This is a genomic window from Brakhagea baltica (assembly GCF_052161605.1).
GTDB lineage: Bacteria > Planctomycetota > Planctomycetia > Pirellulales > Pirellulaceae > JBKCUI01.
In genome coordinates, this window is the sequence record NZ_CP197409.1 from 4,785,394 (window position 1) to 4,806,315 (window position 20,922).

At 52.3% G+C, this 20,922-nt stretch carries 12 protein-coding genes; 5 read left to right on the plus strand and 7 right to left on the minus strand.

The window, feature by feature from the left end:
* Positions 1 to 247: 247 nt before the first annotated feature.
* The 6 genes from SH449x_RS18410 to SH449x_RS18435 all read right to left on the minus strand — a co-directional run bounded on the left by SH449x_RS18410 (position 248) and on the right by SH449x_RS18435 (position 8,173).
* The gene (locus SH449x_RS18410) at positions 248 to 1,078 is read right to left on the minus strand and encodes a glutaminyl-peptide cyclotransferase (protein WP_482377540.1); all 831 of its coding nucleotides are present in this window, start codon (positions 1,076 to 1,078) and stop codon (positions 248 to 250) included.
* Positions 1,079 to 1,246: 168 nt separating this feature from the next.
* Positions 1,247 to 2,389 (minus strand): DUF6690 family protein, encoded by a 1,143-nt coding sequence (locus tag SH449x_RS18415; RefSeq protein WP_482377541.1) that lies wholly within the window; start codon positions 2,387 to 2,389, stop codon positions 1,247 to 1,249.
* 226 nt (positions 2,390 to 2,615) lie between these two features.
* Positions 2,616 to 4,640 (minus strand): NAD-dependent DNA ligase LigA, encoded by a 2,025-nt coding sequence (gene ligA / locus SH449x_RS18420; RefSeq protein WP_482377542.1) that lies wholly within the window; start codon positions 4,638 to 4,640, stop codon positions 2,616 to 2,618.
* A gap of 84 nt (positions 4,641 to 4,724) precedes the next feature.
* Complete coding sequence (locus SH449x_RS18425) at positions 4,725 to 5,459, minus strand: response regulator transcription factor (RefSeq protein WP_482377543.1); 735 nt, start codon at positions 5,457 to 5,459, stop codon at positions 4,725 to 4,727.
* 73 nt (positions 5,460 to 5,532) lie between these two features.
* Positions 5,533 to 7,845 (minus strand): protoporphyrinogen oxidase, encoded by a 2,313-nt coding sequence (gene hemG, locus SH449x_RS18430; RefSeq protein ID WP_482377544.1) that lies wholly within the window; start codon positions 7,843 to 7,845, stop codon positions 5,533 to 5,535.
* A 109-nt stretch (positions 7,846 to 7,954) separates the two neighbouring features.
* On the minus strand, positions 7,955 to 8,173 hold the full coding sequence (locus SH449x_RS18435) for a SlyX family protein (RefSeq protein ID WP_482377545.1): 219 nt from the start codon (positions 8,171 to 8,173) through the stop codon (positions 7,955 to 7,957).
* A 300-nt stretch (positions 8,174 to 8,473) separates the two neighbouring features.
* Between SH449x_RS18435 and SH449x_RS18440 the strand changes: the two genes are divergently transcribed.
* The 4 genes from SH449x_RS18440 to SH449x_RS18455 are packed head-to-tail and all read left to right on the plus strand — an operon-like array spanning position 8,474 to position 14,115.
* The gene (locus SH449x_RS18440) at positions 8,474 to 11,176 is read left to right on the plus strand and encodes a hypothetical protein (protein WP_482377546.1); all 2,703 of its coding nucleotides are present in this window, start codon (positions 8,474 to 8,476) and stop codon (positions 11,174 to 11,176) included.
* Positions 11,177 to 11,476: a J domain-containing protein gene (locus SH449x_RS18445; protein ID WP_482377547.1), complete on the plus strand. Its 300-nt coding sequence runs from the start codon at positions 11,177 to 11,179 to the stop codon at positions 11,474 to 11,476.
* A 3-nt stretch (positions 11,477 to 11,479) separates the two neighbouring features.
* Positions 11,480 to 12,220: a nucleotide exchange factor GrpE gene (locus SH449x_RS18450; protein WP_482377548.1), complete on the plus strand. Its 741-nt coding sequence runs from the start codon at positions 11,480 to 11,482 to the stop codon at positions 12,218 to 12,220.
* Positions 12,221 to 12,276: 56 nt separating this feature from the next.
* A complete protein-coding gene (locus SH449x_RS18455) occupies positions 12,277 to 14,115 on the plus strand; it encodes an Hsp70 family protein (protein WP_482377549.1) in 1,839 nt (612 codons plus the stop codon).
* A gap of 76 nt (positions 14,116 to 14,191) precedes the next feature.
* On the opposite strand, the gene SH449x_RS18460 is transcribed toward SH449x_RS18455, so the two are convergent.
* The gene (locus tag SH449x_RS18460) at positions 14,192 to 15,499 is read right to left on the minus strand and encodes an MFS transporter (RefSeq protein WP_482377550.1); all 1,308 of its coding nucleotides are present in this window, start codon (positions 15,497 to 15,499) and stop codon (positions 14,192 to 14,194) included.
* A 659-nt stretch (positions 15,500 to 16,158) separates the two neighbouring features.
* On the opposite strand from SH449x_RS18460, the gene SH449x_RS18465 reads away from it, so the two are divergent.
* Positions 16,159 to 20,919, plus strand: coding sequence for a PVC-type heme-binding CxxCH protein (locus SH449x_RS18465; RefSeq protein ID WP_482377551.1), 4,761 nt, complete (start codon positions 16,159 to 16,161; stop codon positions 20,917 to 20,919).
* Positions 20,920 to 20,922 lie beyond the last annotated feature (3 nt).

Genomic DNA, 20,922 nt, shown 5'->3' on the forward strand with positions numbered 1-20,922 from the left:
CTGTTTCGCCATCGCGTTATATTTGGCGCTGCTTCCCCTATTCGTATTGGACAAACAAATATTGGAAAAATAACAACACTTCTCGCTGTAGGCATCCGACTTCACCCTCCCCAAACTTCGTTTAGGGGAGGGTCAGCCCACGTCAAGCGTGGCTGGGGAGGGGCATTCGCATGGTTGGAAGGCTCGATTGCCGACCCTCCCGGTCGCTTCGCTGGGAGGGTGAGGAGCGAAGTACATTCTGCGGCGGCTACTTGGGAATGCGAATTTCAAAGAGGTGCGGCCAGTTCTTGCCCGTGACAAAGATCCGCTTGGTATCAGGATCGTAAGCAATACCGTTCATCACGGATTCCCTGTGCCGTCTGTTCTGGGGATAGATGTGCTGGAGATCCACCCAGCCCAGCACTGCTCCCGTGTCAGGTGAGATCCTCGCGATTCGGTCTTCATACCAAATATTAGCCCATATCTCGCCATCGATCCATTCGAGCTCGTTTAGTGATTTGAGACGTTGGCGACGATCGGTGACATCCAACTTCTTGGTAACTTTAAACGTTTCCGGATCGATAAATCGAATCGTCGGTGTGCCATCGCTAAGAATCAATTCGTTGCCGTCGGTGGTCAGACCCCACCCCTCAAACTCGTAGACGAAATGCCCGAGAAGCTCGAGCGTGTTCACATCGTACACCAAGCAATAGTTATCCTGCCAAGTCAACTGATAGATCTTGTCGTTCAAGATCGTGATGCCCTCGCCGAAATAATCAGGGCTTAGCGGTACGGGAGGCACGACATCTTTACCGTCTTCGAGTTTCACCTTCCGGAGTAAAGACCGCCCCTTTTGGCCGGTTCCCTCATATAAATAGCCGTTGTAGAAAACCAACCCCTGTGTAAACGCCGTGGGATCGTGAGGGTACTTGTTGACGACCTCGCCTTTCTTGGTTTCGAGCGGCTTAATGACCTGAGCACAACCGAGGACGGCCAAAAGCAGAACGAGCGAGCACGCAAAACCGAATCCATAAGCAAGGATTCGATCAGGCGAGAACTGGTGTTGAATTCCAACTCGGTTTTGTAATCCAGCCTTCATTGTTGGTCATTTAGAAAAGCGGCATACTGAAAGGTAGGAGCCGTCGCATCTCAGGTTGTTGCGGCCCTCGCATTACCCAGCAGTTTAATCCATTTCCCGACCAGGGCCTATCCGAAAAGGATAGATCCCCGCTGGGCTGTAATCCCGTTTGACGGAGAGTCTTTGCCCCTACCAACGCCGAATCGACTGCAAATTATTGAGTATTTCACTCGCTTCCTGGCTAAGCCCCATATGTGAGTCCGCCTGATTGAGCTCGAGAAAAACGATAAACTTGGAGTGGTCTGCTCCCGAATAAACGATCGGAGCAGGCGATAAATGCAGAACGCAGTTGACCTGATTGTTCCAGCGTGACGTGTACAACTGTCCCCCCAGCGATTGCTCAGGCTTGAGCCCGTAAAATTGGACCATGAGATTCGCTAAAAGGGACGGATCACCGGTCAGTCCATGTACGTTTATTCTCCGAACCGACTGGCGACTGTCGAAATAGTAAGTGAGCGTCCCAGCTAGGTCGGTAGGTTGCGTGCCGGTAATCAAGGGAACCCGCATTCCATCGAGCTGGACATTCGCCAGGACCGTTGTGACTCGAGAGAAGCGTTGTGTTAGCCAAAGTGGTGTCACGTCGAATCGCAAGACCTCTCGCAAGTCCTGGACGTTCCCTCCCCCCACCGTAGTGGGCTGTCGTTGCAATTGCTGCAAGCTCGGCACACCAATCGTGTAGTCCCAAAGTTGACTCGTACCACCCGGAACCAAGTTCGCAGGCCCTTGCCGCGTCTCTAAGTTGGCGTAACCACTATTGGGTGTATTGGGTGAATGGTTAGGTGCTTGATTGGGGACTTGGTTGGGGGCTTGGTACGGCTGAGGGTACCCCATTACTTGGCCATTGGGACCGATCGGTGTAATGGTAGCCGGTCCGTAGACAACTTGCGGTTGCTGTGGGTAACCGGTCTGAGGTGGCTGCTGCTGATACTGTTGTGGATGCTGAGGGAAAGATTGTTGAGCGTAAGACTGCTGCTGACCGCCGTAGCCATAAGAGTTTGGAGCTACCGCACCTTGCTGAGCGCTTGGCATGCTCTGCAAACTACCCAGTGCACCGACGTAGGGTGCCGTTACACCTTGATCAAGCTGTTGATTTAGAAAGCTGAGTGAGGCGGGGTCTTCTTGAGCCGTATTAGGCGGGCTCTGACTGGCCCCCGTGATCACCCGTCGCACAACTGCCCCTGCATCGGTCTCAAAGGCAGCATAAGGACCTCCGATGGCTGCGGCTAACACTGCGACCGCACCGACAGGCTTCTGCAGAACATTTGTAAACATGGAACGAATCTTTCGGAGATAAGGATGGTCACCTAATGGACCCACGCGGAATAGACTCTCCGAGCCTTATAGATCATCGATCGGGATAATCACCCGTGGTCACGCGTATCCGTTCGCATCTCTGTAAGTCGTCCATGGCAACACAGAATCTTGAATGATACGTTGGCTAATTTCTTAAGGTAACTTTGATTCGGTAGGGTTTGATCGATTGTAGGAATGGGATCGACTAAGACGGATTCACAAACCGCTCCACAAACTCCGCTTCGGTGAGGATTGCGACACCGAGGCCTTTGGCTTTCTCGAGCTTGCTACCTGCATCCTCACCTGCCACGAGAAAGTCAGTCTTTTTGGACACGCTACTCGAAGCACGTCCGCCGAGCCGTTCGATTAACCTCTCAATTTCATCGCGAGAGTACTTTCTCAATGTCCCAGTAACGACTAGCGTCTTTCCAGCCAGCGTTCCCGAGCTGTCCACCTTGTCCTCTTCGGATGCCATGAGCGAAACACCAGAAGCCCGTAGCTGCGAGACGATCTCTTGACCTTCGCTGCTTTGAAAAAAATCAAAGACACTCTTGGCAATAATAGGGCCGATCTCGTCAACGCTACTTAACGTTTCCAAGTCTGCTGCCATCAACGAATCGATGTCGTTGAATCGTCGGGCCAATATCTGCGCCACACGTTGCCCTACGTGCCGAATGGAAATGGCGTTTAAGACTCGACTCAATCCGCGACTCTTGCTGGCGTCGATACCAGAGAGTAGATTCTCAGCCGACTTCTTGCCCATACGTTCTAGTGTCATCAGCTTATCGAGACCGAGCGCGTACAAGTCGCCAAAATTCTGTACCATGTTGGCATCGACGAGCTGATTCACCAGCTTTTCTCCAAGCCCCTCGATATCCATGCAATCTCGTGTGGCGAAGTAACGCAAACGTTGCCGCCACAGTGCGGGACACTCTTTAGAAACACAGCGAATGTAAACCCCTTGAGCATCCTTGACCAAATCGGAATCGCAGGCGGGGCACTTCGTTGGAAACTGAAACACTGGCAAATCCGATTCGCGACGATGGCGTTCCACTCTCACGATATGCGGTATGATCTTGCCCGCTTTTTCGACCACGACCCAATCCCCAACTCGAACATCTTTCCGTTCGATCTCTTCCGCATTATGCAACGATGCTCGCGATACGGTGGTGCCTGCTAATTGAACTGGCTCGAGTTCGGCCACCGGCGTAACCGTTCCTGTCTTGCCAATCTGAGTACGGATCTCGAGGAGCTTGGTAACCGCTTCGTACTTTTCGATTTTGTAAGCGATCACCCAACGAGGCGACTTGGAGGTGGAACCAAGTGTTTCTCGCTGATCGAACGAGTTCACCTTGATAACAATTCCGTCTACCTCGAAGTCCAAACTGTGCAAGTTCTCGACGATAGAATTGCAATGAACAATCAACTCCTCTTTGTTCGTAAAGCTCTTAACCCCCGGCGTGAGTGGAATCCCGAGTTGGCGAACTCGATTCAAAAAACCAGTATGGGTTCGTTCCTTAACTCCTTCGCAAAATCCCATGCCATGACAAAGGAATCGCAATCGCCGTTGCGCACATATGCGAGAATCGAGTAGCCGAACGGCACCGGCTGTTACATTGCGAGTGTTCTTGAATTCGGCTTCTCCGTTTCGGACGCGTTCCTCATTGAGCAAAACCAGATCGGAGTTGTTCATGTAAATTTCCCCCCGCAATTCCAAAACCCTCGGAATGTCCTCTCCGAAAAGTTTGTGAGGAAGGCCACGCAAGGTCCGTACGTTGTGTGTGATATCATCACCGACCTCGCCGTTTCCGCGCGTCACGGCTTGAACGAGACGCCCCTCTTCGTAGCGAATCGATGCTGCAACACCGTCCACCTTGAGCTCTACCACCCATTCGATGGCTTCTCCGGGTAGCAGTTTCTCGGTGCGATGAAAATAATCCCGCAGTTCCCCTTCGGTGTAGGTGTTGTCGATCGACAACATAGGGACGCGATGCGTCACCTGGGTTAAACCCTCGAGCGGTGCATCGCCGAGTCGCCGAGTCGGGCTATCATCGCTGATCAAGCTCGGAAAGCGGGCTTCAAGGTCCTGCAACTCCTTCATCAACACGTCGTATTCAAGATCCGAAATCGTTGGCTCGGCAAGAATATAATACTTGTAATCGTGCTGCCGAATCGACTCGGCCAATTGAGCAATCCGCTGTATCGCCTGTTGTTCAGTAAGTTGTGACATTCGAGTGATGAGAGAATGGGTAGATTATGATGCAGAACCTTGCGAGAAGACGGTATGTTAATGGAACAAGAGGACGTTGATGGATCAAGCGGGATCGGCCACAAAGCGATACCCTGCATCGCGAACCGTTAAAAAGTGCTTTGGCTTACCGGAGTCGATTTCAAAGATCTTTCTCAGTCGCAGCATGAATTGGTCAACACTTCGGGTCTGCATTTCGCCGCTCATGTCCCATACCTCGGCCAGCAACTCTTGACGGCTGATAACTCGGCCTTCGTTTTCGATAAAGTATCGGAGCAGCTGCAACTCTTTGTGTGTCATCTTGTACTCTTTGTCATCCACGAAAACTTCGTAGCGTTCAAAGTTGATCTTTGCTCGTCCGAATTCTACATCAACCACTTTTGTTGGGGCCGGCTTGCTGGGAGTTTGAGCTTGTGCAGGATGCAAGCGAAGTAGATTCTTGACCCGCGAAAAAAGTTCGTCGAGATCGAAAGGCTTGGTTAAATACTGATTGGCTCCACAATCGAAACCGCGAGTACGATCTTCTGCTAGGCTTCGGGCACTGAGGATTAAAACTGGCACGAGAATGCCATCACCGCGAATCTCTTCGCACACCGCATATCCACTCATACCTGGGAGCATGAGATCGAGAATTATCAAATCGTACACCCCTGGGCTTCCTTTGATCAACTTTAGAGCGGTGGGGCCATCGTCGACGAGCGTAACCTTGTACCCTTCCTGTTCCAAGTTGTATTTGACGATCGTGGCCAAGTGCTTTTCGTCCTCGACCACGAGGATGTTATGTTTATGTTTCGTAGTCATGTTGTCACAGTTGTTTGCATATCGTTGTGCATAAGCAGCTCCCTCTCAGATTCCCTTGAACAAAATTCGCTGCCTAAGGAGCGAGATTCAAACGTGGTTTACGGGAACGAATCAATTCGCTTTCGTACGCTTCTCTAACAACCGTCTTTTGAGCAGGCGAACTGGTACCAAAGATATGCAATTCGACCGTAATCTCATCTTCGCCCGTCACTTTTAAGTAGGAAGAAAGGGCCTTGCGATCGGAATCGGTCAAATGGGTCTTGAGCCTCTTTTTAAGATTGGAAGCTTGGCCGATATACAAATAACCAGTCCTGTCTCGGAAGATGTAAACTCCTGGGCCATCAGAAACGTCGTTAAGCTTTGTTCGAAGATCTGCTAATGCATGCATCTCGATTGTCACGTCCCAATCGGTCACTCGCTGCAAAAGCTCTGGCCTGAGGGCTCTCGATTTGCGAAGCCTCAGCGCCGCCTTTCGCAGCAGATAGGATTCTCCTACTTTTAGGACCGACTCTTTTAGGACAGATTGAGCCATTTTATCGAACTCCTGAACGAGTTCCGGATCGACAAGCCACTGATCGGGGGATACACCGTGAGCATCGTGCATAGAGCGACTGGCGATCTCAGCGGCCACTAAGTAATCGCTGACGTCGCTGCGTTCGCTTCGAGTTGTTTCTACATCCAGCTTCTTGGATTTACGAAGCCGCACTAATTGTTCCAGAAGCTCGCGATCTGTGATGTTCTCAAGCTCTGTGGTCCGATCAAGTCGACATGCGGCAAGAAAACTCTGTCGCAGCGTGTCTTGCAACAGAACTTCGTCAACGCTCCAACCATCATGAGTTTCGCGGAACGATTGCTGAACAATCTGCACCAAGTCTGCGTATCTTGCTGAATATTCCATGCCAGCCGGAGCAGCGGCCAGCCTGTTGGAAGAACTTAGCAACATTAACCCAACACACATGATTAACAACATTGCCTTCACGGCTGCGGCTATTGTTTCTGCCGTGGTCCTTGCCAAGCGAATGCACTGCGGAATGCCAACTCCGTCGAATGCGTTTCCGATGACGTGAAGATTAGGTGTTTCGTTTAGCAACTCTCGAATTCGTTTGACTCGTTCCAAATGGCCCGTCAAATACTGTGGCATGGCTTGATCCCAGCGAACCAGCTTTTGCCAACTGGGATCGGTTGAAACTCCGAGCAGTTCTTTGACTTCACGCGTTGCGATCTCGAGTAACTCCGAATCGGATTTGAGTACCAGCTCAGGTCGCACTGCACCGCCTATGAAGACTCGAGCCAGTACAGTATCGGCTGGACATCTGCCTGGATACTTTTCGCTGGTCAAGCTAATAGCGAGCGTATTTCGATTCTCCGTTTTGGGGATCACAATGCCAAAGCACATAGCTCGAGGATCGATCTCCGATTTGCGAATAGCGAGCACTGCGACCGCCGAGGATGCGTATGGTATTCGATCGAGATGTTCCGCTGCGAGAGGGTTAGTGCTTCGAATCAGGGATGAAGCGACCCAACTCGGAGTGGTTATGCAGACCGCGTCATAAGCTGTGGCATTGATGTCTGCGTCATTGCACTGAAGCACCCACTTTTCCTTTTCGTCGCGAGTTAACGATTCTACTTTGACACCATGCCGAACGGGGGAACGCAATTGAGAAGCGATTTGCTGCATCCACCATGACATACCTTGCTTCGGTGCAAGAAACTGATCATATCTAGCACCGCTCGCTTTTCGGGCTGAATTGTCAGATTTCGATTCGCTTTTCCTTTTTGCAATCGCCCCACGGATCAGTCCGCCGCTTTGCTGTTCCATTTCGACGAATTGAGGCATGGAGGCTCGCATACTTAGCGTTTCCGCACGGGCGGTGAATATTCCACCGACGATTGGTTCTACTAAACGATCAAAGCATTCGCGGCCCAGGCGGCGAACAGCAAAGGACTCCACACTTTCGTCCGAAGGGTCATTACGTTTGGGCACAAAAAACTCCCCTAGGACTCGAAGCTTTCCTGAAAGCGATAAAATAGGGGATGCCAGAATCGCTCCCATCTTGGTTGGCTGCATGAGAGAGAAGCCATTGGGGATAGGATAGATCCTGCCTGATCGAACCACTTGAGCAAAGCGATACTCGGGGTTCGGGGACACGAACTCTTCTCGCAACCCCATGTCGCGAATCAAGTTAACCCCGTCGGGGATCAGCGAAGCCAAGTTATCGGCCCCCATCTCGACCAACATGGATGACTCGTAATGCGTTTGGATCACTCCCCCTACTCGTTGCGAGGACTCCAGAACATCGATTTGAGCATCAGGTAGCAGCTTTCCCAAGTGCCACGCGCAGGACAGCCCGCTGATTCCTGCTCCAACGACTGCAATTTTTTCCACAAACCAGCTCTCAGCCAACGGGAAACGAACAATACAACTCGAGCAGATTCTATCAGGAATCCCCGGCAATCGTATGCCAGATCCCTTTCTTGACGAGCATCATCTGGGGTTAGTAGTGAGGGGGGCGGTCATCCTCAAGGCTACGAGGAGTACGATCCGATTCTTGCAGGCTCTGAAGGCTGGAATTCAGCTTCGAGAACGCCTGACGCAAGAGATCGATCTCCTTTTGCTGACTGAACACCACCAAATTCAGCTCGTCGTAAGCCTTTTGCAAGTGCGTCAGAGCGAACTCCATGTTCTCGAGACGTTTCGATTCATCGGTCGACATAGGGAATACTGGTTTCGAGAGAGTGAGCTTTTCGGGGGCGACGCGAGACTCTCAACTTAACGAAAGGAAGCCTAGCGAGCAATTCCCGCTGCGACTGGGTTTAGACCGTTTACGCCATGCCAGTCTTGAGAGCTGCCAGTCTTGAGAGCCGGATGCGTTACTCGCCGACTGGTTGAATTTGGTCGAAAGCCTGTTATCCTTAGCAGCTAGTAGCACGCGGCCGGTAGAATGAGTGGAATCACTTGACTTTTAGCTCGCTGCTGTTTTCTCGTGAATGGTTCAGGATCAAGGAGGGTGTCCATGGGGTCGCGCGGAAAGAATCGGTCTGGGAAGAAGAAAAATCTTCCTAAATCTGGCTCCTCTGGAATTGCTCTCGCTCCCGCCGCTAGAACCGATGAAGCACCGGAACTCGAGCTTCTTAACAACAAGCCGACTCCTCGCCCAGGGGAGCGGATTGAGGATGTTGCTATATTTGCTTCTCTGGCGAGACAACAGCTAAGCGATGAATTGCGGGCAGAAGCCGCATCGGTTGCAGAAGCCCTCGACAAAGTTCACCGAGGAGCTTTGGAGCAGGCGTTTGCCGACGTAAAGGGCATCGCGGTTAGTAGTCCGTACGCTGACTGGAAACTTTTCATTCGTGGTTACGTGGCATTTTGTAATCGGGACTTCGCTGCGGCTGAACGAAATTGGGAACGCCTTGATCCCGAACGCCGCGCCTGCCGAGTCGCTAAGACTTTGCTGAATGCAATTCCCAGGAGTCAGTCTGAATCAGCTCCAGGCAGCGATGCAGCTTCCCCCGACCGGGCTCCTCGTCTCGAAACGTCAAACGCTACGCAACAAATCAGCAACACCGACGAACCGCTCTGTCGTTTTTTATCCGGCGAGGGCTTATTGGCTGCGGCACGACAAATTGCGAGTTCGCGCGACATGCAAAGTGGTGCGACTTGGTCTATGAAACAGTTCAAGACGCTAGAAGGCTTCGCGAGTACTTATCGACGTGCCTATCCTGACTTTGTCGTCCCATTCCTGCAAAATGTTGTTCACTTGGCCTCCCGGCAACCAGAAGAAAGCAGCTTCAAGATCTTTCTGCCGCTTGCGACGGGGCCAGATTTCGACCCCCGCTGGAATCTTCTTCGTGCGGTTAGTTGTAAAGGAGATCTTAAAGGTGGGGCGGAATATTCGCAATTCCTTGATGCCTACCTCGAGGCAGACCTCGGGTCGATACGCGGACTTACGGATGAGGCGAAATGTGTGCTGAAAAGTTTAGGATTCGCAGATCTGGCGCGTTTGCATCTGGTGCTAGGGACGAAAAAGGTGATGTCCAACGGGTTGAGCCCATTTACCTTTATAAAAGAGCTCAAGTCGGGACGATCGCACGAGCTACTAGTTAAGGCTATCCAGGCTTATCCTAAAAATCGTGAAGCTCACCTGGACTTGATTCGTTTGTTCGAGATCGTTGAAAGCATGGAGGAGCAGCTCGGAGTAGAGTCGGACGGTAGAGGTCTATTCCAAGCCAAACTCGGTTTTGTTGAGCACTTTCCGAATGAGATAGAAACGAAACTCTGGCTCGTCGATTGGTACTTTGATCACGACGAAATCGACGAAGCCAAGAGCTTGGTGAACACCATCGATTTTAACATGACCGACTCGCCAATCGCCAAGGTTGCGAAATGGAAACTTCTGCTAAGCGAAGCTTTCTACAGCGCAAAACGCAAGTCGAGTTTGTTAAGGGCAACTCAGGTGTTCCAAGAAGCCGGTGAGTACTGGCCAGCGTGGGTACCACGTTACTATTTCGACTATTTTCAAACCGCGTTGGATCTACGTCTCGGGCGAACGGAGCTCTTTGAAGAGAAGTCTCGTGAGTTAATGTTCGCCCATGGCCTCTCGGAACATACGCATAAATTGCTGCTGCTAGTTTCCTGTACGCTGATGAATGTCCCCTCAAAGGAAACTAAGTCGGTAAGGGAGGGCTTTGCGACAGTTGATGTTGGCAAGCTTCCTTTCGATTCAAAATTGGACTTGGCCGGGGTCTTTTGGGATCTGCATCGTACAGGGATCAGCCGTAAGATTTGTGTTACACATGCCCGCAAGATCGCCAAGGAGATTCAAAGATCCTTGTACATGCAGAAATCTCTTCCTCGGGACAGACCTAGGACTGCGGCATTGGAATGGGTGTTGCTGAAAGATCCCGCTAATGGGGCGTTGCTCGGTTTCGATCGATTGGTCAAGACGAATCTTAACGACCCACATCTCGTGTATATATTCACCCAATTTGCCGAGGAACGCCATTTTTACATCGAGGATGATGAGTTAGTAGCCATGCGAGTCACGCTCGAGGAGGCAATTCCATCCGAATCCGACCCTTTCTGGTACTACCACTATAAACAAGCACTCCAAGAGCTGACCTCAGTCATCCATGCACGGGAAAACAGAAGCCGCTTCACTGGCGGTGAAGAAGCAGAGTGGGACGAAGATTGGGAAGATGAAGAGGATGAGGATTGGGAGGACGTAGACTGGGAAGAAGACGATGATGACGACGACAGTCCATTTGGTCACTCCAGTCATAGATCCCGCATGGACTATGGCAGCGATGACGAGGGCGATGAGCTAACGCCAGAGCAAGCGCGACTGATGGGCGTTATCCACTGGGTTACTGGGCAGATAGGCGAGGAAGCTGCCGCGGGACTCCTGGAAAAGCTTGTGTCTCTTACGAGCGTACCACCGACCCCCAAATCTGCTAAAAGGTTTTGCGATGGTATTGTTCACTATTTGGAAGCCGAGGGACAATCCGTTGCCTTTGCAGGTGTTGTTGTCAAAAAACTTTCCGATGCTGTTCAGATTCCATTGATATACGAGTACTTTGAGGCGACCTATGGTAACCCCAACGATGACTTGCAGGGGCCCCCAACACCCGTCAACGTTGGCCCATCCCCTGAGGAGTTAGCCGAACTCCGTCGGACAAGACATAAACAACTAGCAGCCAAGAACAAGAAAAAGCGATAAATGAAAAATCCTATCATTCAAGCTCGCGAAACCCTCGGTGTCTCAGAAGATGCGTCCCCAGAAACGATCCGAAGCAAATATCTTGAACTGGTTCGGCAGTTTCCACCGGAATCAGCAACAGAGCGTTTTCAAGAAATCTATATGGCGAACGAACTGTTGAGCGATCCAGTAAAACAAGCCGAAGCGATTTGGAACTACTACGATAGACCTTCTGTGGAACTACAGGCGTTTTTGGAATCGAACTCTGCTCCCAGCATGCCCAGGCTTCCAAAACTTGCTCTTCTCGCGCTAGGAAACTAACGAGTGAGCAATCCCTTGGAATTCAACGAGACCAACACGGAGTATTCGGAACCGCAGCGGAGCGAAGAAGCTTCTCTGACGGAAGTCTATTCGACGATTCGAAATGGAATGAAGCAGCAACTCAAGACGCTTCGTGAGATTCACAATCTGTTCGATTCGCGATCCATAGAGATATTGGAACGCGTCGGTAATATACGAGCACAAGACTTGTCGATCGGCGACCAGGAGGCTCGACAAATGGCCATCTCTATAGCTGAGATTGAGGAAAGCCTTCATAGAGCTCTCATTGCCATTCCCAATCAGATTGCCGCGCACGAACAGAGCCTCCGCGAGATCGTGGCAGAGTCGGAGAGCTTGGCGACGGCGGTGGAATCGACCCTGTCACAACCGACTGGCTGGAAGGGCTGGTTCAGCCAATCGCTTACAAAATCACTGACCAGTCTCTGCAGTCAATCAAAATCCGCTCAACGAGATCGAATCGAAAAGGTCTTGGAATCAAATCCCATGCACAATATCGCTCGTGGACTTGAGCTTCTTCTAGAACGAGTTCGCCGACTTGCCAGTGAGCATGGAATCGAGCGAGTTGACGTTCTTCGCACTCCGTTCGACCCGGATCGTATGAGAGCTACGGATGCTGTATCCTCGGCTGATATTCCAAGCGGCCATGTGGTCGAGCAAATTAGGCCCTTGTATTTATGGAAGAATCAAGTGCTCAGCATCGCCGAAGTTCGCATCGCCCGATAAACAACCACGCTATCATTATACATCCTTAATCATCTTTGCAGTTAACACCTTTTGCCATGAGTAATAGCGAATCACCCATCGTCGGAATTGACTTAGGAACCACAAATAGCTTGGTTGCGGTATATCGCGACGGCCGTGTTCAAATTCTCGAGGAGAATGGCGAAGCCTTGCTGCCATCGGTTGTTGGCTTGACCGTGGACAATAAGCTGATCGTAGGCAAGACAGCTCGCAACCAATTAGCTGCCTTTCCTGACAAGACGATTGCGTCGATTAAGCGTAGAATGGGGCAAGCGGTCCAGGTCCAGCTAGGGGACCAATCCATGACCCCGCAGGAGATAAGTGCCATTATTCTGCGGCGACTCAAACAACGAGCGGAATCAGCCCTCGGGATGGAAGTCTCACGGGCGGTGATTACCGTACCCGCCTTCTTCGATGAAAACCAACGGCAAGCCACCCGCGAGGCTGGTGCGCTCGCCGGTTTGACTGTTGAACGGATCATCAACGAGCCGACCGCAGCGAGCTTAGTTTACCAATCCTCCACCCCAGACCGACGACATCTTATGGTCTACGATCTCGGGGGTGGAACCTTTGACGTTTCCGTTGTCCGCGTCGAGGCTGGCATCGTAGAGGTACTTAGTAGCAAGGGGGATACGCAACTCGGAGGGGACGACTTTGATGAACTACTCACAAAACACGTTGCCAAGAAATTTTTGAATGATCACGGGATCGATCTCTTTGCAGAAGGTGGCACGCGATGGCGATTAAATCGCGCCTGTGAAGATGCCAAGTGTCGGCTATCATTCGAGAGCGAGGTGCGAATTAGCGAAGAGTACATCACGCAAAAAGATGGCCAGCCACTACACTTGGACATCACCATAGATCGGCAAGAGTACGAACAACTCATTTTTCCTTTGTTGGAACGAACGATCGATTGCGTAGGAACTGCGCTGCGCGATTCGGGTGTCCTTCAAACGCAACTGGATGACATCGTTCTAGTCGGCGGTAGCACTCGCACTCCTTTGGTCCAGCGGTTGTTGCGAGAGCGATTGCACCGAGAGCCAAAATGGTCCGTGAATCCCGATCTCGCCGTTGCACTGGGTGCTGCCATGCAAGGTGCAATGCTCCAGGGGGCCAACGTTGGTCCCGTTCTGGTCGACGTCACAACGCACACGCTGGGCATTGCAGCTGTCGATATGCGAAATGGGTACCCGGAGCTCAACTTTTCACCAATCCTAAGACGGAACACGCCCCTGCCAGCTCGGTATGAAGAGGTGTATTACAAGACAAGTAGCCATCAGCAGAAGATTGAGGTCGAGGTATACCAAGGGGAGAGTGAGGTCCTTTCGGAGAACCGCAGGATTGGTAGCTTCTTTCTCGAGGATCTAAATACAAGCGATATACAAAGCAGAGAAATTTTGGTTCGCTTTCAGTTGACGCTCGATGGCGTACTGCAAGTGACCGCGACAGAGAAGGGATCGAAGAAGTCGAAATCGCTAACCATTGACAATGCACTGACACGGTTGGCACAGACGAGCGAGCCCGGTCGTTCCGAAGCAGGATTTCTGGAACCCCTTTCCTTTGACGAGTCCGACTTTGGTGAGGTGCTCGGCTCGACCGAAGAGGGGGGCTTTGTCGATGGGTTTGTGGCCGACGACGAGTTAGAGTTTGAACAGATCGACGATTCGCGTCGCGTCGATCCAGCCGCCCCCGGGGCCAAGCGATCGAAGCTTTTAGATCAGGCTAGATCACTGCTTACCAAACTGGATGAGGAGTCAGCGAAAGATCTGAGCAACCTCATGGAAAAGATGCAGATCGCACAAGAAGCCAACGACACGACAGCCCTAGAACGACTGGAGTTCGAACTCGATGACTTGATCTTTTATCTCAACGATTAACGTCTGATCTCGGAAGGATCGCAGCCAATAGCTGGCTGCTTGATCCCTCGAACACCAGCGGTGACTCGAATGAGCGTCAAGAGACCTTGACCAAGCCCTCAGATTCAGGCTCAGGTGCTTTGTCGAGTAATGGTTCAAAATCCTCGTTTCGAGGATCTATCTCCATGAGCACAGGCGTGGATACCGGCGCGACACCAATGCAATGAGTTTGCTCGGCGACTTTTGGCGCGGTCTGTCGCCAGAAAGCCAGCAGGTTTAAGCCGGCTAGCAATGCCAAGGTGACCGCGATGAACCAGAACAATCCACGGGGCCCCACTATTTGGAGCGCGGCCGCGCCTCCGACAGGACCTATCACCGTTCCTAATCCAAACGCCAATAGCAAGGTGGCGCTGGCCGGCACGATCTGGGCATGATCCAGGACATCATGCGTGAGGGCCAAACTGAGCGCGTACAGGCAGGAGGCCAAGCCGAAGAACAACGCCGAACAAGTGAACAGCCAGGCTAGCGATGGCTGACTGTAGATACCCGCCATTACCGCCGCCGCGAGACTCGCCAAGGTAACACCCAAGATGACTAATCGACGAGGAAGGTAGTCGGATAACCAACCAATCGGCCACTGAAACAGCATGGCCGCCAGCACCGCAACGCCCATGTAAGTGGAAACTTGTTGTATCTCCAAACCTGATTGAACCGCGTAAATGGGTCCCACCGCCGAGAAGGCACTCATGACTACTCCGCTCAGCAGGGCCGCTAGTAATCCAATTGAGGATAACCGCATCAATTCACCGATGCCCAAACGGTTTCCCTCATGCAACTCTGGAGCTGGCGAATGGGTCAACGACAAGGGCACCAAGGATAGAGCGATTAAAACTGCTGCCAGTACGAACAATTGAAACTGGCTTGGATCTCCCACTCCCAGCAGAAATTGACCGCTTGAAGCCGCCAGATAAAACACGATCATATAGACGGCCAGGAGCGTGCCTCGAGTCGCCTCGGTAGCCCGTGCGTTCACCCAACTCTCGGTTACTAGCATCAAACCCGCTACGCATGCTCCCACTATCACGCGCAAGGCCATCCATCCCGCAACCGATAGGTGCAGACTGTGCAAGAGGACGGCGGCGGTAGCCACGGCGCCAAAAGTGGCAAAGGCTCGGATGTGCCCAACTCGCTTGACAATACGTATCCCGAAAATACTTCCCAGCACAAATCCCAGTGAATAACCTGCCAAGACCAATCCCGCCAGGGAAGAACTGTAAGCTTCCAATTCAAGGCGAACCGCAAGCAATGTCCCTAACATGCTGTTGCCTAGGATTAACAAGGCTAGACTCAAAAACAAGGCGATGATACATAGCAGCACATCGCGGGTACGTTGTGTCAGCTCCATAGCTCCAACTCCCTTTAGCGATAATTAAAGTGAAATCCAAGACCCTAAAGATACCCTGCCCCAAAATTCGCGCCGCAAACTCGCTAGTTGGGCTGGCCGTTCACAAACCCGGCAAACGTGTGTGGGGAAAGCGTGGCTTGCTACGCACATCTCGACAATCGCGTAAGGAATCGATATGGCCCGCCACAAAGTGGATAACTTTTCCGACAATATAGTATATGCCCGCGCAGCCTATCTTCCAACCGCAAGTTAGCTGCTGTCGAAGCGACGCCATCGTCCAGGCGTTCATCAACAAAACATCTTCTGTGCAACAGTTCGTTCTGGCGTTTGACATGGCTACAGTTGAGGAACGTTTGGCAGCAAGGTTAAGGGGCAGCATACGATAGACATTTGCACTCACCTGGAGAGTCGCAGACTGGTTATCAAATTTATGTCTGCGTTGGGACCTCTTTTGAAGTGGGGAGCGGTTGGAATGCCTACCAGCCACCTCTTGGCCATGCTCCGTGCTCATTCGGTATGGGGGCTTCGAACAGACGATGAAATTATTATGCGATGATTTCTGCCCAGAATTATTTCTGCCCGGAATGGAACGCTGAGATTTTTCTCTCTCAGTCTGGAATAGAGGGGATTACTATCCCCCAGCGGGGTTTTGAGTTAGAATGAAGTTCCCACTGGACGCCTTTCCTCACCTCAATCCCCTCGAGACTCTCTCCGTAATGAAAGCCAAATCGATCCTGCTCAGTGCGATGGCTCTGCTACAAGCTGCCACCGCGAACACGTTCGGCCAAGATTCTTGGCACTGGACTTCCACGAAATTAAGTCCCCTGTTCTGGGCCGAAGGCGGAACGGCCGCAGACCTCGACGGCGATGGACATATGGACATCATCGCTGGTCCCAAAGTTTTCTTCGGTCCCGATTATAAAGTCGAGAAAGATCTGGTCCCCTGCCAGCCCTACTCGATCGTGGGCTATTCGCAATTCTTTCTTGCCTACGATTACGATGTCGATAAAGACTCTCACGTCGATGTGGTGATCATCGGCTTCCCCGGCCAAGAAGCCTATTGGTGCAAGAATCCCGGTGGAGCTAAGGCTCGGACGGAAACCTGGTCTCGCCATACCATCCTGGCTGAGGTAGACAACGAGTCACCCATGCTCGCCGATGTGACCGGGGACGGTATCCCAGAACTGCTTTGCTGCAACGGCGGATGCTTTGGCTACGCAGAGATTCCCGCCAACCCACAAGACCCTTGGCTCTTTACTCCCGTTAGCACCAACAACGGCTACCAACGCTTCACTCACGGCATCGGTGTGGGGGATGTGAACGACGATGGCCGACTCGATGTCCTCTCCAAGGATGGTTGGTGGGAGCATCCTGAAACCAGAACGGGCGAGCCGTGGACCTTTCATCCCTACCAATTCTCCGAGGCAGGTGGCGCGCAGATGTACGCCATCGATCTCGACGGGGATGGCAAAACCGAAGTCATCACCTCGCTGGCCGCACACGGATACGGACTAGCAGTCTACCAAAAAAGTAAAACGACACCGGGCGATTGGGTTCGAATCGACATCATGACCGATAAGGTAGAGACCTCGCCAACCGGTCTGGCGATCTCGCAACTACACGCCATCGACATGGCCGATATGGATGGGGATGGCAAGCTGGATATCATCACCGGCAAGCGATTCTGGGCTCACAACGGGAGCGATCGCGGTGAAAACGAGCCATGCATGTTGGTATGGTTCAAAGCCGTCGCCTCACCCAGCGGTCTACGTTTCATACCCAACATCGTAGACACCGACTCGGGCGTCGGGACTCAGATCACAGCGAAAGACATCAATGGAGACGGTCGAAACGATATCGTCTCGGTCAGCAAGCGTGGGGTGCATATACTTGTTCAAAAACCAGGTGATGCACCGGTAGAGCCAGATTTAGGTGTCGCAGAGTCAACCGTTGCTATCAGCGATCCTCTCGGCGGATTCCGGCCTGCTTGGGGTGATGACAAGCCGATGAATGTCGACTTCGAAGCGGGTGACTTGCGACACTGGGAAGCGACCGGTGCAGCTTTCTTTAATCAGCCCATCAAGGGGGACGCGGTGGCTGCTCGCCGCAACGATATGGCCAGCGGTCATCAAGGTGACTACTGGATCGGTTCCTATGAAGTCACCGGCGATGTCGCGCTCGGTACCTTGACCAGTCTCCCGTTTAAGCTTTCGCACCCATGGGTTTCGTTTTTGCAAGGTGGCGGCTCCAGCTCATCCACCAAGGTAGACATCATCGACTCCGAATCTGGCGATGTGATCGCAACATCGCGGGGTGCGAACGTGGAGGAGATGAAGCGAGCCGTCCTGAACCTGGAACGTGCCAAAGGCAAAACCGTTCGAATTCGGCTCACAGACAATAACAAGGATGGCTGGGGGCATATCAACTTTGATGATTTCCGGATGCATTCCCAGGAACCCGCAATTCCGGAGAAAGAGAGATTGCCCGTTTTTGATCAACTCAGTTTTCGCTCCTTGCCACCCGATCGAGCCGCCGAGGAAATGACCCTTCCCGATGGCTTCACAGCTCAAGTAATCGCGGCCGAGCCAGCAGTTCGCCAGCCCATCGCCATGACCATCGATCACAAAGGTAGAGTCTGGGTCGCAGAAGCGTACCAATACCCCCTCAGGGCTGAGGGGGATTTCGGAAAAGATCGCGTTTTGATTTTCGAAGACACCACCGGTGACGGGTACTTGGATTCCTCCAAGGTCTTTGTCGACAATTTGAATTTGGTCAGCGGCATCGAGGTTGGATTCGGTGGCCTGTGGGTGGGAGCTGCTCCTTATCTGCTATTCATTCCCGATGAGAATGGAGATGATGTGCCGGACGGACCTGCTAAAAAAGTTCTCGATGGCTGGGGATGGCAAGATACTCACGAAACGCTCAACAGTTTTATCTGGGGGCCGGATGGTTGGCTATATGGTTGCCACGGGGTCTTTACCCATTCCAACGTCCGCGTCCTAAAAAAGGATGGGACCGCTTCGAAGGGGACACCCATCAATGCAGGCATTTGGCGATATCACCCGCAAAGCGAAACCTTTGAGGTCTTCGCCCATGGTACGAGCAACCCCTGGGGAGTTGACTTCAATGATACGGGCGACGTGTTCTTGACCGCATGCGTCATTCCACACTTGTACCACGTTATCCCCATGGCGCGCTACCAAAGACAAGCGGGCCAGCACTTTAATCCTTACACGTACGCCGACATCGGCACGATTGCCAAGCACCGCCACTGGCTAGGCGACAATCCTCACGCGGGCAACAATCGAAGCGATAGTGCAGGTGGTGGACATGCTCACAGCGGTGCGATGATTTACTTGGGTGGCAGCTGGCCCGAGAAGTATCGCAATCAGATCTTCATGAACAATATTCACGGCGCTCGGCTGAACCAAGACCAATTGGCTCGCCATGGCAGCGGTTACGTTGGAGACCGTGCGCCCGACTTTCTCTTAGCAAACGACCAGAGCAGTCAGATTCTGTATTTCCGTTCGGGACCGGACGGGCAAGTGATCGCAATCGATTGGTACGACGCTCATCAATGCCACACCAATGATCCAGCCAATCACGATCAGAGCAATGGCCGTATCTATCGAATTTCTTACAACAACACAAAGCCGGTCAAGGTAGACTTAGCCCAGGCCACTGACTCGCAATTGGTTGCGTACCAGCTCGATAAGAATGATTGGTACGTGAGAACAGCTCGTCGGCTTCTCATGGAACGAGCCTACTCGGGCAAGCTGGCATCGTCTACCACTAGCGAGCTGCGCAAACTCCTCGATCATCAAGAAGGCCGCATCAACCTGCGAGGTCTCTGGGCATTAGCCGCTTGCCAAAAGCTAACGGCAGCCGATCTAGAAAAGGCCATGCGTGATACCGACGAGCACGTCCGAGGCTGGGGTGTTCGGTTTTTGGTGCAACCCAATTCAGCAGCCAATGCTGACGATTACGCCAAGCTTTTAGCCACTGGTGTCCTAACAAAGCTATCCGCTAACGAAACCTCGCCGTTGGTACGCCTGGAATTGGCGTCCGCTGCACAGCGACTAGAGCCAAAGCAGGCTTTAGGCATCGTATCCTCACTGATCACCCACGGAGAAGATAGCAGCGATCATAATTTGCCCTTGATGGTTTGGTACGCCGTCTCTCGACTACTAGAAACTTCGCCAGCTGAAATGATCGCGCAACTCGATCGCAACCAGATTCCACTCGTAGGTGAGTTCGCGGCGCGGCAAATCGCACAAGTCTGGTTGGCCGAAGCTACCGACGCCAGAAGTGCGAGCTTGGTCCAGTTTATGAGCACCGCCGCATCCACCAAAGACATCGCTCAGTCAACACGCATGCTCGATTCGATCCTCCGTTCCCTCGAAGGCAAACGAACAGCCGACGCCCCGAAAGGTTGGGACGCGGTTTCCAAGAAACTCATCAACCACGCGGACAGCAATGTTCGCATTCGAGGTGCCCAGCTTGCTAGCAAGTTTAACGACGTGGCCGCGTTGGAAACATTGCGCACCATGGTTCGAAATACCAAGATGGATACCACGGAACGAGTTTCCGCTTTGAACATCCTCAAGCAGGTCCAAGCGGCAGGCTTGCAAGACTTGGGTTTTGATTTGCTCCCTGAAACAGAACTGCGATCTGCTGCGGTGTCAGCGATTGCCGAATCATTGGATGAGAAAAGTGCTGGGCAGCTCATTGATGTAGCTACCAAGTGGGAGTCTGCCTCGGACCGAAGAGCCGTAATGTTCGCCTTGCTCAGGCGAAGCGGTACGACCAGTTCGTTGCTAGGTGCTATTGAGTCCAAGGCGTTCAGTCCCTCAGAGCTTACGGCGGACATGGTGGCTCAGATCCAGCGATTGGGAGACGCGGGCTTGATGGATAAAGTCGCACAGGTCTGGGGTACGGTTCGCACGTTGGACCAGGACAAACAAAAAGCGATTCTCGAAATTCGAAAGATAGTCGAGAGCGACAAGCCGGACGTCGATTTGCAGATGGGTAAGACCGTGTTCACAAAGATTTGTGGGCAGTGTCATGTGTTGTTTGGAGAGGGGGGCAAGATCGGTCCAGAGCTCACTGGATCCAATCGACGAGATCTCAACTACTTGCTCGAGAACATCATGGATCCATCGGCCGTGATGGCGAAAGAGTATCAGCCATGGATCGTGCGAACCGTCGACGATCAAGTCTTCACGGGGCTTCTTAGGGAAGCCACCGAATCCTCGATCCGGTTGCAAACTGCTACGGAGGAAGTGGTGATCTATACCGCCGACATCGATGAAAAGAAGCAAAGCGAGCAGTCCATGATGCCAGCAGACTTGTTAAGCCCGTTGTCCGAAGCGGAGATAGAGGCTTTGTTCGGCTATTTGAGATCGAGTGGCGGTAAGTAAGGC

Coding starts and splice junctions, on each gene's coding strand:
- SH449x_RS18455 (WP_482377549.1), top strand. CDS start 12,277: ATGAGTAATAGCGAATCACCCATCGTCGGAATTGACTTAGGAACCACA.
- ligA (WP_482377542.1), bottom strand. CDS start 4,640: ATGTCACAACTTACTGAACAACAGGCGATACAGCGGATTGCTCAATTG.
- SH449x_RS18445 (WP_482377547.1), top strand. CDS start 11,177: ATGAAAAATCCTATCATTCAAGCTCGCGAAACCCTCGGTGTCTCAGAA.
- SH449x_RS18460 (WP_482377550.1), bottom strand. CDS start 15,499: ATGGAGCTGACACAACGTACCCGCGATGTGCTGCTATGTATCATCGCC.
- SH449x_RS18440 (WP_482377546.1), top strand. CDS start 8,474: ATGGGGTCGCGCGGAAAGAATCGGTCTGGGAAGAAGAAAAATCTTCCT.
- SH449x_RS18435 (WP_482377545.1), bottom strand. CDS start 8,173: ATGTCGACCGATGAATCGAAACGTCTCGAGAACATGGAGTTCGCTCTG.
- SH449x_RS18465 (WP_482377551.1), top strand. CDS start 16,159: ATGAAGTTCCCACTGGACGCCTTTCCTCACCTCAATCCCCTCGAGACT.
- SH449x_RS18410 (WP_482377540.1), bottom strand. CDS start 1,078: ATGAAGGCTGGATTACAAAACCGAGTTGGAATTCAACACCAGTTCTCG.
- SH449x_RS18415 (WP_482377541.1), bottom strand. CDS start 2,389: ATGTTTACAAATGTTCTGCAGAAGCCTGTCGGTGCGGTCGCAGTGTTA.
- SH449x_RS18425 (WP_482377543.1), bottom strand. CDS start 5,459: ATGACTACGAAACATAAACATAACATCCTCGTGGTCGAGGACGAAAAG.